The organism is Streptomyces sp. NPDC015345, assembly GCF_043078805.1.
GTDB lineage: Bacteria > Actinomycetota > Actinomycetes > Streptomycetales > Streptomycetaceae > Streptomyces.
The window spans coordinates 483,699-499,102 of sequence record NZ_JBIBTX010000002.1; the positions used below are offsets into that span (position 1 = coordinate 483,699).

Below are 15,404 nucleotides of genomic sequence, written 5' to 3' on the forward strand. Positions count from 1 at the left end.
GGTGTCCGGAGTGCTGCCGGGGCCGGTGTCCCGGGTGGCGTCGGGAGTGCCCTCGGGGCCGGTGTCGGGCGTCGCGTCCGGGCGCCTGCTTCGGTGCGTGCCGGGCGTGGCGTCCGGAGTTCTGCCGGGGCGAGTGTCGCGAGTGGAAGCGGGACTCCCGCCTGGGTCGGTGCCGGGGGCGGCGTCCGAAGTCCCGCAGGGGCGGGTGCCCGGGGCGGCATGCGGGGCCCCGCTGAGGTGGTCCTTCTCGGGCATGGCGTGCGGGCCGTTCTCGGGGGCTGGGCCCCTACCCGCGCCCGGGACGCCACCCGACGCCGGTTCCCGCCCCGCGGCCGGCAGGCCCGGCCTGTCGGCCGGGAAGGCGCGGGCATGGATCTCGCAGGCCGTCGCCCAGTCCCCCGCCTCCTCCGCCCGGCGGCCCTCTGCCTTGCGGCGCAGGGCGGCCACGGCTCCCTCCCGGGCCGTGTCCGGGACGCCGGTGAGCAGGCTGAGGACCGCCGGCCAGTCGGCGCGCAGGTCGGCGGCGACGCGCGCGCGTGCGTAGAGGCGGCGGACGCCCACCTCGCCGTCCGCGTAGGTGTCGGGCAGCCGGCCGAAGCCGTCGATGACGCCCGTCCACTCGCCCCGCTCGTCGGCGGCCCGCCCGCGGGAGTACAGCACCCGGTCCGGTACGTCCGTCAAGTCCGAGGGCAACCCCTCGAAGTGCGTGAGCGCCTCGACCCAGCGACCCTGCTCCTGGCAGAGGCGGCCCCGGGCGTATGTGCGGAGGGCGAGCGCGTCGCGGGGCAGGCGGTCCCGGGGCGCGTCGACCGGTTCCGGACCGGCCGCCCCGAACCCCTCGGCGGCCTCCCCGAACGCCTCCGCCGCCGTCGCCCAGTCACCCGCGCCCACCGCCAACCGCCCCCGCACGTACCGCAGAAGCGCCCCCGCGGCGCGGTGCCCGGGCGGCAAGGGCGACAGGTGGGCGAGCGCCGCAGGCCAGTCGGCGGACTCCGTCGCGCACAGCGCCGCCTCGTACACGCGGCGCCGCAGCTCCCCGAGCCACGGCTCCGTGTCCCGGCCACGCGCGGCCGCCGCCGACAGAGCGGTGAGCGCCTCGACGAGGTGACCGGCGTCCGCCGCGCCGCGCCCGCGCGCATAGAGGAGCCGCACCCCGCTGTCGAGGAAGCCGTCCGCCGCCATGTAGGACTCCACCGCCGCGTCCCACGCACCGCCCGCCTCCGCCGCCCGCCCCGCCGCGTACGCGCACCACGCGCCCCGCTCGGACCCGGCCCGCGCGAACGCCTCCCGCGCGGCGGCCCAGTCCCCGTCCCGCGCCGCCGCCCGGCCCCGCGCATGGGCCGCCCGCCCCGCCGCGTCCTCCAGGCCCCCGCACGCCTCGTACGCGGACTCGGCCGCCCGCCAGTCCTCGGCCGACTCGGCGGCGCGCCCCTGCGCGTACGAAGCCCACGCCGTGGCCGTCACGTGCCCCGGACGCAGCGCGAGGACGGTTCCGTAGGCGCGGGCGGCCGCGGCCCAGTCACCCGCCCCCCGCGCACGCTCCGCCGCCTCGCAGGTCCGGGCCACGTGAAGCTCGTCCCGGGCGGCCGCCAGCCGCTCCGGCACGTCCCGCAACCCGGCGGGCCGCGCGGCGAGGACTTCCTCGTAGCGGCCGATCGCGGTGGCCCAGTCCGCCGACGCCTCCGCGGCCCGCGCCTGCCCGACGAGCGCGGTCAGCCGCTCCAGCTCGGCCACCTCCGCCGTGAGACAGTCCGGGACAGAGCCCGGCAACTTGTCCGCCAGCACGGCAAGTTGGGCCGCCGCGCCCGCCGCGTCCCGCTCCCCGGCGAGCAGCTCGCACAGCTTCTCCACCTCGGGCCAGGCCAGCTCGAAGGCCGCCTCGGCGCGCATCCGCCGCTGCTCATCGGCGTAACTCCGGGTCGGCGTCCGCAGAATCCGCAGCACCTGCGACCAGTGCCCGAGGTCCCGCTGGAAGCGCGCCGCGCCGATCAGCACGGCCGAACCGACGTGGCCGACGGGGCTCTGGAACGTCCGCAGCGCGTCCGCGCCCTCGCGCAGCGGGTCCGCCACCGCCCCGGGGCCGAACTCGTCGTCCCGCACCTCGCGCGCCTTGAACAGCCAGCCCTGCCGGCACTCCTCGTGCAGGAACAGCGTGGGCGTCGCCCACTCCACCGCCGTGTGGTCCGGCCGGTGGGAGATGTGCAGCCGCGCGGCGGCCATGGACTCGTCGACGGTCCTGTTCGCCGCGATGCCCTTCAGGAGTTCGGGGCTGAAGGCCCCCGCCGACGCGTCACTGACCAGCCCCCGCATCGCCACCACCGCGGGCACACCGCCGCCGATCAGCGCCTGCGCGAGCCCGGAGAAGGGTTCAAGGTGCGAACTGTCCGCCCCGAAGCAGAGGTTGAGGGCGACGAGCCGCAACCGCTGCGCCTTCAGGAGGATCCCGCTGAGCAGATCCGCGGGCACCCGGTCGACGCCGCCGCTCTCGGTCTCCAGGGCCACCACGCCCTTGCCGAGCTCGTGGTCGTACGTCCCGTGCGCGATCAGTACGACGGCCGTGGGGAGTTCGGGGTGCTCGGCGAGCGCCGACTCCAGGCCGGTGCGCGTGGTCCGCTCCACCACCGTGGTCTGCACGGCCACTTCGGGCAGGTCGTGGCGGAGGGCGGCCACCTCTGTCGCGGCCCGCAGCCGCGTCAGGCCGGCGGGCGAGGCGCACGCCACCAGGAGCCGGATCAGGCTCGGCTCGTCCGCGGGCTCGGGCAGCCGCTGGCCCAGCGGCCCGCCCGGCAGTGAACGCGCCAGCGAGTAGCCATGGTTGAGGGCGAGTGACTGCTGCGGGCCGCCGGGCGGCGCGCACAGCGCCTCCAGTGGCAGATCGCGCAGCTCGGGCGGCAGGTCGAAGCGGAGGCGCAGCCCGCGCGGCGGCCGCATCCGCTGGGCGCGGTCGAGCGCGGCGTCGACGCAGGCACCGACGCGGGGCCCGATCCCCTCACCCGCCCCGGCACCGCTCCCGCTCGCTCCGCCCGCCACGGGATCTGGGGCCTTCCCCTCGCCGTCGAACAGCAGCCGGAACACCCCGCGGCCGAGCTCCCGCAGCTGCCGCACGGTGTGCTGCTCACCCATCGGCGCCAGCGCGAGCTCCGCCGCGATCAGCCGGTCCCACTGCTCACGGAACGCCGCCGGTTCCCCGCCGACCGCGATGATCTCGGCGGCGCTCGCCGGGCCGTTGGCCGTCACGAGATAGCGGGCGGCGCCGACGCGGCGGACCCGGACGCGCAGTTCCTCGTAGGCGAGCATGGCCGTCACTGCTCGCTCTCGTCGGGCTGCCACATGACGTGGTCGAGATCGGCGACGGCGGCCTCCCGCTGTTCCTCCAGGTCGGGATCGTCGGGGAAGTGCACGAGGGCGGCGGAGAGCTGGTCGATGGCCTCGCGCAGGGTGTCCCGCGCGCCGGACAGGCTGCCCGAGCTCCAGCGCGCGGCGGCGAGCCCGCGCAGTACGACACCGAGGCTGACCTGCGCCCGCAGCAGGTGCGGGTTGAGCGCGACCGAGCGGCGCAGATCTGCTGCGGGCTCGTCGAGCAGCGCCTCCTCGTCGTTGGCCACCGAGATGCCGCGGTCCGCGAGTACGCGGGCCAACTGGCCCTCAAGACGCCCGCGTTCATTGGCGCCGATCACCGAACGCGTCGCCTCCAGAGTGGACACCGCGAGGCTGAGCCGCCCCTCGCGGTGTGCCGCGCGGGCCGCGCCGAGCGCCATGTCGACGATGGCGGTCTGCGTCTCGCGGTACCGCTCCAGCTCCCTGCTGTGGACCAGGGCGCGCCGCCAGTACGCGGCCGCCGCCGTGAAGTCCGGCCGTGCGCGCGTCAGTTCGGCGCGGCCCATGCTGAGCCGTGCCTCCAGGGCCAGGCCGCGCGCGTCGAGCGACAGCCTGCGGTGCTTGTCCGGGAGCCCTGCGTACCCGGGGTTCAGCTCGTCGAAGCGCGCACACTCCGGTTCGCAGACGGCCGCCGCCCCCGGGCCGCCACGGGCCCGGCACTCGGAGCAGCGCAGCTCGCAGAGCGCGGCGAGGGCGTCGGCGGGCTTGTCCAGGCCCAGCAGCAGCTGGGCGAAGCCGAGTTCGGAGAAGGCGTACGTGAGGGAGGCGTACGTCGATGAGGTGCCGGTGGCGGCAGAGTCCTCTGCGGCGGTGGCCTGGAGCGTGCGGGCCTCGTGGGCTGCGGCGAACGCCCCGAACTCCGCCGACCTGCCCAGCTCCGCGATGCGCAGCGGCCCGCAGTACAGGGGCGCCCCGCCGCCCCCGGCCGAGGGGAAGCCGCCGACGGCCGCGAGCAGCTTCGCGGCGTCGGCCTCACGCTGGAGCAGCGGCCCCGGAGCGACGCGCGTACCGGCACCGTCATCGGGCATGCGCCGCTCCAGCGCCTCGCGCAGGCCCGCCCGCAGGACCGGGACGAGCGCGGCCTCCACGGCCACGCCGTACCGCCGAGCGGCGCTCGCCCGGACCCGCTCCCAGAACCCCGCGTCGTACAGCAGGGCGGCCCACGCGGCGACGCACCGCTCCCACGCCGAAGCCGACTCCCCGTGCGGCGAGTTGAGCAGGGCGAGTGCCAGGGTGTGGGTGACCCGGTGGTCGGCGGGATCCTGCCGGACGGCCTCCCCGAGGAGCTCTACGGCGGCCTCGCGCCGACCGCCGCGGATGAGGGCGACGGCGGTCAGCGGGGCGCGGGGGCCCGGCTCGCTGTCGAGCCGCCGAGCCGCGTCGATCAATGCCCCGGCCCGCACCCACCCGGCGTCCTCCCGAGCCTCGGAGCCGCCGCCCGCGCCGCCACCGCGCTGCTCACGGCAGGCGCCCGTCAGCTCCGTGACCGCGGCCTTGCGCAGCCGCAGCGCCACCTCGCGCGCGGGGCGGCCCGACAGCGCCGCGAGGACCCAGCGGGCCTCGTCGTCCAGCGGGGCGATGCGTGACGCGGCGCGCAGGTCACCGAGGGCGGCCTCCTGATCGCCCGCGCGGGCGTGGACGTAGGCGCGTTGGACCAGGCTGCGGCGGTGCGGAACGGCGCAGGCGAGGGCCGCGGTGAGATGGCTCCGCGCGGCGGCGAGGTCCCCGCGGTGCGCGGCCGCGCAGCCCAGCCAGTGCAGCGGCCCGGCGGCGGTGGGCCGCAGCCGCCGCGCCCGCTCGAACTCCGCCACCGCTTCGTCGAAGTCCCCGGCGGCGAGCCGCACACGCCCCACACCGGTACGGGCACGCGCCGCGATCCGCCGCGCGGCTTCTTCGGAACCGGAGCCGGTGGCGGGGATGGAACCGAAGGCGGGGCTGGAACCGGGGTCGGAACCGGGGCCAGGGCCGGCCTCGGGTTCGTCGCCCCGCCCTGAGCCCTCACCGCCGCCGGGACCTTCACCCCCGGCGCCAGAGGAGTCACCGCCCGCATCACCGGCACCGTCCTCCCGGAAGCCGCCCCCCGCCCCTGAGGCCCCGCCCGACACGAACCCCAGCGCCTCCCGAAAACACCCCTCCGCCGTCCCACCGTCGCCCCGCGTCAGCGCCGACTCCCCGGCGAGACAGGCCCGCTCGGCGCGGCCCAGCTCCGTCTCCGCGGCGTCCGCGGTCTGCGCAGTCACAGTCAGCCCCCGATCCACGGCGGACATCCCGCCGCGTCCTCCTGCCGGCGCGTCAGCCGGCGGCCTCGTCAAGGACCGAGCGCCAGCGGCCCCGCGCGCGGTCGTAGTGCAGCGGCCCCACCGTGAACTCCGTCAGGTCGAGGCCGACGAGCAGTTCGTACGCCTCGGCGGGGAGGTCGGGCTCCAGCACGACGCTCACCCCGCCCACCGGGTCCTGAAGCACCAGGGGCCGGGCACCGCCGCCGGTGGGAGACCCCGGGCGCGCTGTTCTCCGTACGACACCTTTGAACGCGGTGTACGCGTCCTTGACCGCCTCCGCGCCGAGCCCGCTCAGGAACGCCTGAAGAGGCAGGGACGCCAGGACGATCCAGGGAATGTCGGCCGCCCCGCGATGGGCGAGGGCGCGGCGGACGCGGACCGGCGGGGCGCCGAGCCCGTCGAGCGCGGCGACCAGCTCCCGGCCGAGGTCCTCGGGGACCTCGTGGTCCAGGAGCAGCTCCGCTCGCGGCGGCGCATCGAGCGCATCGGTCATGGAGGTGCTTCCTTCCGGGGATGTGGACCGCAGCCTAGAGGCGTGAGCCGTGCGCACGCCGGGAAACCGGTGATTCCGTGAGGCACGGCAGGGCCGCCGCCCTTACCCTCGTGCGCCCCCCTCGCGCTCCTGGTGCGCCCCCGGTTCACGCGATGGTGCGATCATCTGCCGCCGTCCGGATGGCGGGGGAGGGGCGGGGGTAGGGCGGGGCCATGACGCAGCCGTTCGAACTGCCGCACTTCTACATGCCGTATCCGGCGCGGCTCAACCCCCACCTGGAGGAGGCCCGCGAACACTCCTCGCGGTGGGCCCGCGACATGGGCATGCTGGAGGGCTCCGGCATCTGGGAGCAGAGCGACCTCGACGCGCACGACTACGGCCTGTTGTGCGCGTACACCCACCCCGACTGCGACGGCCCGGCGCTGTCGCTGATCACCGACTGGTATGTGTGGGTCTTCTTCTTCGACGACCACTTCCTGGACATGTACAAGCGCACCCAGGACCGCGCGGCCGGCAAGGCCCACCTCGACCGGCTGCCCCTCTTCATGCCCATGGACCTCGCGACGCCCGTCCCCGAGCCGCGCAACCCGGTCGAGGCAGGCCTCGCCGACCTGTGGGCGCGTACGGTGCCCGCGATGTCCGTCGACTGGCGCCGCCGCTTCGCGCAGTCCACCGAGCACCTCCTCAACGAATCCCTGTGGGAGCTGTCCAACATCAACGAAGGGCGGATCGCCAACCCCGTCGAGTACATCGAGATGCGCCGCAAGGTCGGCGGCGCCCCGTGGTCGGCCGGGCTCGTCGAGTACGCGACCGCCGAAGTGCCGGCCGCCGTCGCCGGGACGCGGCCGCTGCGCGTGCTCATGGAGACGTTCTCCGACGGCGTCCATCTGCGCAACGACCTCTTCTCGTACCAGCGCGAGGTCCAGGACGAGGGCGAGCTGAGCAACGGCGTGCTCGTCCTGGAGACCTTCTTCGGCTGCACGACCCAGCAGGCCGCCGACACCGTCAACGACATCCTGACCTCGCGCCTGCACCAGTTCGAACACACGGCGGTCACCGAAGTGCCCGCCCTCGCCCTGGAGAAGGGGCTCGGCCCGTCCGAGGCCGCCGCCGTCGCCGCGTACACCCGGGGGCTCCAGGACTGGCAGTCGGGCGGCCACGAATGGCACCTGCGCTCCAGCCGGTACATGAACGAGGGCGCGCTCGCCACCTCACCGCTCGCCGGGCCCACCGGCCTCGGCACCTCCGCCGCCGACGTGGGCGCGCTGCTCGCGGCCGCCGGGGCGGAGCGGCTGCGCGCCTTCACGTACGTGCCCTTCCAGAAGGTGGGCCCCTCGATCCTGCCCGACTTCCTCATGCCGTTCCCGCTGCGGCTCAGCCCGCACTTGGACGCCGCGCGCCACGAGGTCACCCGCTGGTGCCACGCGATGGGCATCCTTGAGGAGGGCGTCTGGGACGAGGACAAACTCGACGCGTACGACCTTCCGCTGTGCGCCGCCGGCATCGGCCCCGACAGCACCCCCGACGCCCTCGACCTCAGCTCGCAGTGGCTGGCCTGGGGCACCTACGGCGACGACTACTACCCCCTGGTCTTCGGCCACCGCCGTGACTTCGCCGCCGCGAAGATCTGCACGGAACGCCTCGCCGGCTGCATGCCGATCGAGGGCGCGCCGGCCACCGTGCCCGTGAACGCCATGGAGCGCGGCCTCGCCGACCTGTGGGCGCGTACGACCGCCGGCATGACCGCGGAGCAGCGGCGGACCGTACGGGACACCGTGGTGGTCATGACCGAGAGCTGGCTGTGGGAACTCGCCAACCAGTTCCAGAACCGCATCCCCGACCCGGTCGACTACCTGGAGATGCGCCGCGCCACCTTCGGCTCCGAACTCACCATGAGCCTGTGCCGCTTGGGCCACGGCCCCGCCGTGCCCCCGGAGATCTACCGCAGCGGCCCCTTCCGTTCCCTGGAGAACGCCGCGATGGACTACGCGATGCTCCTGAACGACGTCTTCTCGTATCAGAAGGAGATCGAGTACGAGGGCGAGGTCCACAACGGCATCCTGGTCGTGCAGAACTTCTTCGGCTGCGACTACCCGACCGGGCTCGGCATCATCCACGACCTGATGACCCAGCGCATGCGGCAGTTCCAGCACGTGGCCGAGCACGAATTCCCCGTCCTGTACGAGGACTTCGGGCTGACGGCCGAGGGGCGCGCCGTCATGGAGGGTTACGTCGAGGAGCTGCGGAACTGGATGGCGGGCATCCTGAACTGGCACCACGGATGTCGGCGGTACGGCGCCGGGGACCTGGCGAGGCGGGCGCACGGCTTCGTGCCGGACCGGGCGCCGAGCGTTCCCTCGATCGCCGGGTTGCGCTGACGCGTTCCGGCGGGGCGGACGGTATCGTTCGGGTGATTTATCCGGAATGCAGGATTCGTGGAACCCTCGGGATGTGTCGGGAGTCCTCTTGAGTGAAGGCGGCCTTCGACAGGCCGCGACATGGGGGAAGAACACGGGGGTGTTCGATCTTGACCGACATCATCGAGCGTGTCACGGACCAGCTGACGGACGGCGGGACGGACGAAGCGGCGGCGGTCTCCGCGGGGGCCGCCACCGCGGCCACCGAACTGGAGCCGTTCGTGGCGCCGTTGACCGTCCCGCCCGTCCTGCGTCCCGACTCCGCCGACGTGCGCGAGGAGACGGAGATCGCGCTGCGGCCGACCTGGGTGCGCCTGCACCCGCAGCTGCCGCCGACTCTGATGTGGGGGTACGACGGCTCGGTGCCGGGCCCCACCATCGAGGTGCGGCGCGGACAGCGCGTCCGCATCGCCTGGACCAACCGCATACCGGACGGCGGCGAGTATCCCGTCACGGCCGTCGAGGTCCCGCGCGGCGACCCGCGCAAGGACCCGCCGCCCAGCACGGAGCCCGGCCGCGCGGGCATCCCGCCGAACAGGGACGTGGCGGCACTGCCCCCCTGGTCGGTGACCCACCTGCACGGCGCGCAGACCGGCGGTGGCAACGACGGCTGGGCGGACAACGCCGTGGGTTTCGGCGACGCCCAGCTCTCCGAGTACCCGAACGACCACCAGGCGGTCCAGTGGTGGTACCACGACCACGCCATGAACATCACGCGGTGGAACGTCTTCGCGGGCCTGTACGGCACCTACCTCGTCAGGGATGACGAAGAGGACGCGCTGCAACTCCCCGCCGGGGACCGGGAGATACCCCTGCTGCTCGCCGACCGCAACCTCGACACGGACGACGACGGCCGGCTCAACGGCCGCCTCCTGCACAAGACGGTCATCGTCGACCCGAAGAACGCGGAGACGGGCAAGCCGGTCTCCCTGCCCTTCACCGGCCCCTACACCACGGTCAACGGCCGCATCTGGCCGTATGCGGACGTGGCCCCGGCCTGGCATCGCCTCCGCCTGGTCAACGCGTCGAACGCGCGCACCTACGACCTGGTCCTGATCGACGAGGACGACCACCCCGTCCAGGGCGTCCTGCACCAGATCGGCAGCGACGGCGGCCTCCTGCCGCGCCCCGTGCCGGTCGACTTCGAGGGAGCGCTGCCCACCCTCACCATCGCGCCCGCGGAGCGCATGGACCTCCTCATCGACTTCCGAGGACTCGCGGGCCGGCGGCTGCGCCTCGTCAACAAGGGACGCGGCCAGGCGCCCGGCGTGCCGGACGTGGCCAACGACGTGCGGTATCCGCAGGTCATGGAGTTCCGCGTGGGGGAGTGCGCCGAACCCGACACCTTCGAACTGCCGGAGGTCCTCTCCGGTTCGTTCCGCCCGCTGACACACGACATCGAGCACGGCCACCGGCTGATCGTGCTGACCCCGCCCGCCACCAAGGGAGGCGGCGGCCATCCGGAGATCTGGGAGATGGCCGAGGTCGAGGAGCCGGGCGACTTCCGCGTCCCGACCGAGGGGATCATCCAGGTGCGCGGCGAGGACGGCAGGACCAAGACCTACCGCCGGATCGCCCGCACCTTCAACGACGGCCTGGGCTTCACCATCGCCGAGGGCAGCCACGAGCAGTGGAGCTTCCTCAACCTCGCGGTGAACCCGCCCGTGCTCCACCCGATGCACATCCACCTGGCGGACTTCCAGATACTCGGCCGGGACGCGTACGACGTCTCGGGCTTCGACGTCACCCTCGGCGGCACCCGCGCCCCGATCGCCTTCGACCCGCAGACCGACATCCCACTGGCCCCGAACGAGCACGGCTGGAAGGACGTCTTCCGGGTGCCGGGAGGCCAGATGCTGCGGGTGATGGGCAAGTTCGACGGAGCGTACGGCCGCTTCATGTACCACTGCCACCTGCTGGAGCACGAGGACATGGGCATGATGCGGCCCTTCGTGGTGATGCCGAAGGAGGCCCTGAAATTCGACCACGGAGCGGGCCACGGCGGCCACGGAGCGGGCCACGGCGGTCGTGACCGCCCTGACGCGTCAGGCCCCGGCGGGCACTCCCGCTAGTTCCGCGTGCCGCACGGCGGCCCGCGCCAGCGCCCGCACCACCGGGTGCGGGCGCGAGCCGTCGCCGAACAGCTCGGGCTGGAAGAGGGTGGCCAGGAAGAAGGGATGGCCGGGCAGTTCGGCGACCCGCACCTGGCCCGTCTCGTCCTCACCCGTGAAGCGCAGACCGTGCGCGCGCAGCGTGTCGAGGTAGCGGCCGGGGCCGTAGGAGCAGTGGTAGCGCTCGATGGACCGGTCGGTGCCGAGCGCCGACTCGGCGAGCGAGCCGGGGGTCAGCGTCACCGTGCCCTCGTGGCCCACCAGGGAGCAGGCGAGCGGCGCGATGAGCAGGTCCTCCGCGTCGGGGTCGTTCTCGGCGTGCGCCACACCGGTCAGGCCGCACACGTGGCGCGCGAATTCGAGCAGGGTGTGCTGGAAGCCGCCGCAGGTGCCGAGGAAGGGGATGTTCTCCTCGCGCGCCGTGCGGATGGCGGCCAGCGCCCCCGCCTCGCTGCGGTACGGACTGCCGGGCAGCACCCACACCGCGTCGAAGCCGCGTACGGCGTCCGGCTCCTCGGCGTCCTCGGTCCCGATCCAGTACGCGTCGAGGACCAGCCGGTCATGGGCGGCGAGGGCGTCCAGGAGGAGCGGGACGCGGCTGTGGGAGGTCACGCTCGGCGAACGGTCGCCGATCAGCGCGACTCGGGCTGCTCGGGCGGGCGTCTGTGTGTACGTCGTCATGGCGATCATCCTGTGCGGGCCCCATGGTTCACGTCCAACGATGAAATCTGCACCCCTCATAAGCGTTCCTGATGCTGCTTCTGATGGGGTTTCCGGTGCGGTGAGATCCTTGCCGCCATGGATCCGCACCTCCTGCGTACGTACGTGACGGTGGCCCGCCTCGCTTCCTTCTCCGAGGCCGCGCGCGAGCTCGGCTACACCCAGTCCGCCGTCTCCCAGCACATCGCCGCGCTGGAACAGGACCTCGGCGCCGCCCTGTTGACCCGCCGCCCCGTGACCCCCACCCCGGCGGGCACCCGCCTCCTGGAACACGCGGGCCCCCTGCTGCTGCGCCTCGACGCGGCCCGCGCCGAGGTCGTACGCATGGCCGCCGCCCCCGAGCAGGGCCTGGCCCTGGCCGCCGCGCCGACCGCGCTGACGCGGGGCACCGCCGAGGCGCTGCCCCCGGCGGGCGTCACCTTGACCGTGCTGCCCCGCGACGAGATCCCCGCCGCCGTCGCGACCGGCGCCGCCGACCTCGGCCTCGTCGACGGCCTCGCCGCGCCGAACGACCCCCTGCGCCTGCCCGACGTGGCGCCCCTCACCGCGCGGGGCGTCAGCCAGGAACCCGTCGTCGTCCTGCTCCCCGAAGGCCACCCGCTGGCCCGCCGCTCCGGGCTCCGCCTCGGCGATCTCGTCGACGCGCGCTGGCTCGACGCCCCCGGGACCGGCGTGCCGCTGGCCCAGCTCCGCGCCGCCAACGGCACGCCGGGGTTCCGGCCCGCGCTGCGTTACGACGGCACGGACCTGCGGGCCCTCGCCACGCTGACCGCGGCGGGCCACGGCCTGACGCTGCTGCCGCGTTCGGTCGCCGGCGACGCGCCGGGCACGGTCGCCGTGCCGCTGACCGCGCCCCGCGTCGTCCACCGCGTGGAGCTGCTCCACGCGGGCGCCCTGCGCGGGCCCGCCGCCGCGCTCGCCGCACAGCTGGACGTCACCCGTTCGTGAGGCATCGTCGCCGGGCCACGCCGGGTAGGGCTGTGGCCGGAGGCGAGCCATGGAACAGACCACGTTGCGTCCCAAGCCGATGCCAGGCCGGAACACCGGCCGTAACCGCGGTGACAGCCCCGGCCAGAGCCCGTGCCGGGACCCTGAGGACCACCCCGGCAAGAACGGCCGACCGTACACCGCGAGACGCCGCGGCAGGCGGCTGGCGGCCGTGCTGTCAGGCGTCCTGCTGGCGGTGCTCCTGCTGCTCTCCGGGGTCGGCATCGGCACCGTGGGCGCCACGGTCATAGGGATGAGCGCGCTCGCGGAGATGCGGCAGGGGGCGCCCGCGCCGCAGCCGCCCGCGGGTGACGGCAACCCGGTACGGCAGCCCGAGGCTCCGAAGCCCGGCGCTCCGAAGCCCGGCGTCGTGGAGCCCGCGGCTCCGCAGCCCGCGCGGCCGAAGTCCGCCCCCGCGAAGCCCACCGGGGCCGCCACCCTCGGCGTCGAGGCCGTCGACGCGCCCGGCGGCCCGGGCGCGGGCGCCCTGATCGTCGGCGTGCACACGCCCGGCCCCGGCCACACGGCGGGCCTGGTGCGCGGCGACACCCTGCTGACGTTCGGCGGGACCCGCGTCACATCGGCGGCCGCCCTGGCGTCGGCGGTCGCCGCGGCCCGCCCCGGCAGGCAGCTCACCCTGACGGTCCGCCACAAGGACGGCAGCCGCCAGTCCCTCTCCGCCAGGCCGGGCATCGTGACCTGAGCCGACCACCCTGCGCCCCCCAACCCCTCCCCGGCCCCCCACTCGCCGCCCTCACCCCCCGCAGGGAAAATGCTCGCGTAGCCAACAGGGAGGTCCTCATGAGCACCGCGCCCGCGCCCTTCACCGCCGACGACTACCGGGCCCGTATGGAGCGTGCCGCCGCCACGGCCGCCGGTGCGGGGCTCGCGGGGGTCCTCGTCGCCCCGGGGCCCGATCTCGTCTGGCTCACCGGCTACCGGCCGACGGCGGCCACCGAGCGGCTGACCGTCCTCGTGCTCGCCGCCGGGCAGGACCCCGTGCTCGTCGTGCCCACCCTTGAGGCCCCGGACGCGGAGCGCGCCGCGGGCGCCCCCGCGCTGACGCTGCGCGACTGGACCGACGGCAAGGACCCGTACGCCGTCACCGCCCCGCTCCTGGACGCGTCCGGCCGCTTCGCGGTGAGCGACAACGCCTGGGCGATGCACCTCCTCGGCCTCCAGAAGGCGCTGCCCGGCACCTCCTACGTATCCCTCACCGAGGCGCTGCCCATGCTCCGCGCCGTCAAGGACGCAGCGGAGCTGGAACGCCTCGCGGCGGCGGGCGCGGCGGCCGACGCGGCGTACGAGGAGATCCAGAAGGTGGCGTTCGCGGGCCGCAAGGAGACGGACGTCGCCGCCGATCTGGCCGCGCTGCTGCGCCGCTTCGGACACTCCCAGGTCGACTTCACCGTCGTCGGCTCCGGACCCAACGGCGCCAACCCCCACCACGAGGCGGGCGAGCGCGTCATCGAGCACGGCGACATGGTCGTCCTCGACTTCGGCGGCCTGCTGCACGGCTACGGCTCCGACACCTCCCGTACGGTCCATGTCGGCGAGCCCACCGACGAGGAACGCCGGGTGCACGACATCGTGCGCGAGGCCCAGGCCGCGGGCTGCGCCGCGGTGCGGCCCGGCGCGGCCTGCCAGGACGTGGACCGCGCCGCCCGCGCCGTGATCACCGACGCGGGCTACGGCGCGTACTTCATCCACCGCACCGGCCACGGCATCGGCGTCACCACCCACGAACCGCCCTACATGATCGAGGGCGAGGAGCAGCCGCTCGTGCCGGGCATGTGCTTCTCCGTGGAGCCCGGCATCTACCTGCCCGGCCGCTTCGGCGTGCGCATCGAGGACATCGTGACCGTCACCGACGACGGCGGACGGCGCCTCAACGCCACCGCCCGCGAGATGGCGATCGTCGACTGAGGCGGGCCCCGCTACGCGAAGTCCGTGCGGGGCCCGCTGCGCGGCTCACGGCCCGGGTAGTACGCGAGGACGTCGTACGGATACGGCAGCGGCCGCGCACTCGCCGACGTCAGCCGTTCCAGCTGATGGGGCGTCAACTCCCACTCCACGCAGCCGAGATTGTCGGCCAGCTGCTCCACGGACCGCGCCCCCACGATCGGCGCGGTCACCCCCGGCCGCTGGAGCAGCCACCGCAGCGCCACCTGCGACGGCGGCCGGCCCGCCTCCTCGGCGACCGCGAGGAGCGCGTCGACGACCCGCCACGTCTCCTCGGTGTCCCGCTCCCGCCAGGCGCCCGAACCCCGCGCCCCCTCGGGCGGCGCCGCCATGCCGCGCCGGAACTTCCCCGTCAGCCAGCCGCCCTGCAAGGGGCTGTACGGGATGACGCCGACGCCCTCCGCCGCGCTGAGCGGCAGCAGCTCCCACTCGCTCTCGCGCGCCAGGAGGTTGTACAGCGGTTGCAGACAGCAGTACGGCTCCCAGTCGCGCGCCCGCGCCACGTCCAGGGCCTTCTGGAGCTGGGCGGGGGAGTGGTTGCTCGCCCCCAGATAGCGCACCTTGCCCGCCTTCACGAGGGTGTCCAGGGTGGACAGCGTCTCCTCGACCGGCGTCGTCGCGTCCCACACGTGGGTCTGGTAGAGGTCGATGTACTCGGTGCCCAGGCGGCGCAGGCTCGCGTCCACCGCCGACAGGATGTGCTTGCGGCTCAGCCCGCCCGCGTTCGGCGCCTCACCCATCGTGCTGAACACCTTGGTGGCGATGACGAGTTCGTCCCTGCGGCGGCCCTTCAGCCAGCGGCCGAGGATCTCCTCCGACACCCCGCGTCCGTACATGTCGGCGGTGTCGATGAACGTGCCGCCCGCCTCCGTGAACGCGTCCAGCATGCGGTGCGACGTCGCCTCGTCGGCGCCGCTGCCGAACATCATCGCCCCGAAGCACAGCTCGCTGACGCGCAGCCCGGTCCGGCCGAGAAATCGTTGCTTCATGGTCCGTGTCCCTCCCCTTGGCGGATCCCTTGAGGCGACCCTTGACGGATGCCTGAGGTGGCCTTCTC

Annotated in this window: 10 protein-coding genes; 5 read left to right on the plus strand and 5 right to left on the minus strand. The window is 74.5% G+C overall.

The window, feature by feature from the left end:
- The 3 genes from ACF062_RS08450 to ACF062_RS08460 form a co-directional block, all read right to left on the minus strand.
- A partial coding sequence (locus ACF062_RS08450; protein WP_392137683.1) for a CHAT domain-containing protein occupies nucleotides 1-3,297 on the minus strand: 3,297 nt, incomplete at its 3' end.
- A 5-nt stretch (nucleotides 3,298-3,302) separates the two neighbouring features.
- Nucleotides 3,303-5,618, minus strand: a complete 2,316-nt coding sequence (locus tag ACF062_RS08455; protein ID WP_392137001.1) for a hypothetical protein — start codon at nucleotides 5,616-5,618, stop codon at nucleotides 3,303-3,305.
- Between the two features lie 52 nt (nucleotides 5,619-5,670).
- Entirely contained in the window at nucleotides 5,671-6,150 is a 480-nt protein-coding gene (locus ACF062_RS08460) for a hypothetical protein (protein WP_223777499.1), read from the minus strand.
- Between the two features lie 212 nt (nucleotides 6,151-6,362).
- Between ACF062_RS08460 and cyc2 the strand changes: the two genes are divergently transcribed.
- Both cyc2 and phsA read left to right on the plus strand, forming a co-directional pair.
- Nucleotides 6,363-8,528, plus strand: a complete 2,166-nt coding sequence (gene cyc2, locus ACF062_RS08465) for a germacradienol/geosmin synthase Cyc2 (protein WP_392137002.1) — start codon at nucleotides 6,363-6,365, stop codon at nucleotides 8,526-8,528.
- Between the two features lie 149 nt (nucleotides 8,529-8,677).
- Nucleotides 8,678-10,639: an O-aminophenol oxidase PhsA gene (gene phsA / locus ACF062_RS08470; RefSeq protein ID WP_392137003.1), complete on the plus strand. Its 1,962-nt coding sequence runs from the start codon at nucleotides 8,678-8,680 to the stop codon at nucleotides 10,637-10,639.
- Here the strand turns inward: phsA and ACF062_RS08475 are convergent.
- Nucleotides 10,613-11,359, minus strand: a complete 747-nt coding sequence (locus tag ACF062_RS08475) for a hypothetical protein (protein WP_392137004.1) — start codon at nucleotides 11,357-11,359, stop codon at nucleotides 10,613-10,615. The two genes, phsA and ACF062_RS08475, sit on opposite strands and share 27 nt — an antisense overlap.
- 117 nt (nucleotides 11,360-11,476) lie before the next feature.
- Between ACF062_RS08475 and ACF062_RS08480 the strand changes: the two genes are divergently transcribed.
- The 3 genes from ACF062_RS08480 (at nucleotide 11,477) to ACF062_RS08490 (ending at nucleotide 14,311) form a co-directional block, all read left to right on the plus strand.
- Complete coding sequence (locus tag ACF062_RS08480; RefSeq protein ID WP_392137005.1) at nucleotides 11,477-12,346, plus strand: LysR family transcriptional regulator; 870 nt, start codon at nucleotides 11,477-11,479, stop codon at nucleotides 12,344-12,346.
- A gap of 49 nt (nucleotides 12,347-12,395) precedes the next feature.
- Complete coding sequence (locus ACF062_RS08485; protein WP_392137006.1) at nucleotides 12,396-13,088, plus strand: PDZ domain-containing protein; 693 nt, start codon at nucleotides 12,396-12,398, stop codon at nucleotides 13,086-13,088.
- A gap of 98 nt (nucleotides 13,089-13,186) precedes the next feature.
- A complete protein-coding gene (locus ACF062_RS08490) occupies nucleotides 13,187-14,311 on the plus strand; it encodes an aminopeptidase P family protein (protein ID WP_392137007.1) in 1,125 nt (374 codons plus the stop codon).
- Nucleotides 14,312-14,322: 11 nt separating this feature from the next.
- Here the strand turns inward: ACF062_RS08490 and ACF062_RS08495 are convergent, their stop codons facing one another.
- Nucleotides 14,323-15,336, minus strand: a complete 1,014-nt coding sequence (locus tag ACF062_RS08495; protein ID WP_392137008.1) for an aldo/keto reductase — start codon at nucleotides 15,334-15,336, stop codon at nucleotides 14,323-14,325.
- Nucleotides 15,337-15,404: the final 68 nt, after the last annotated feature.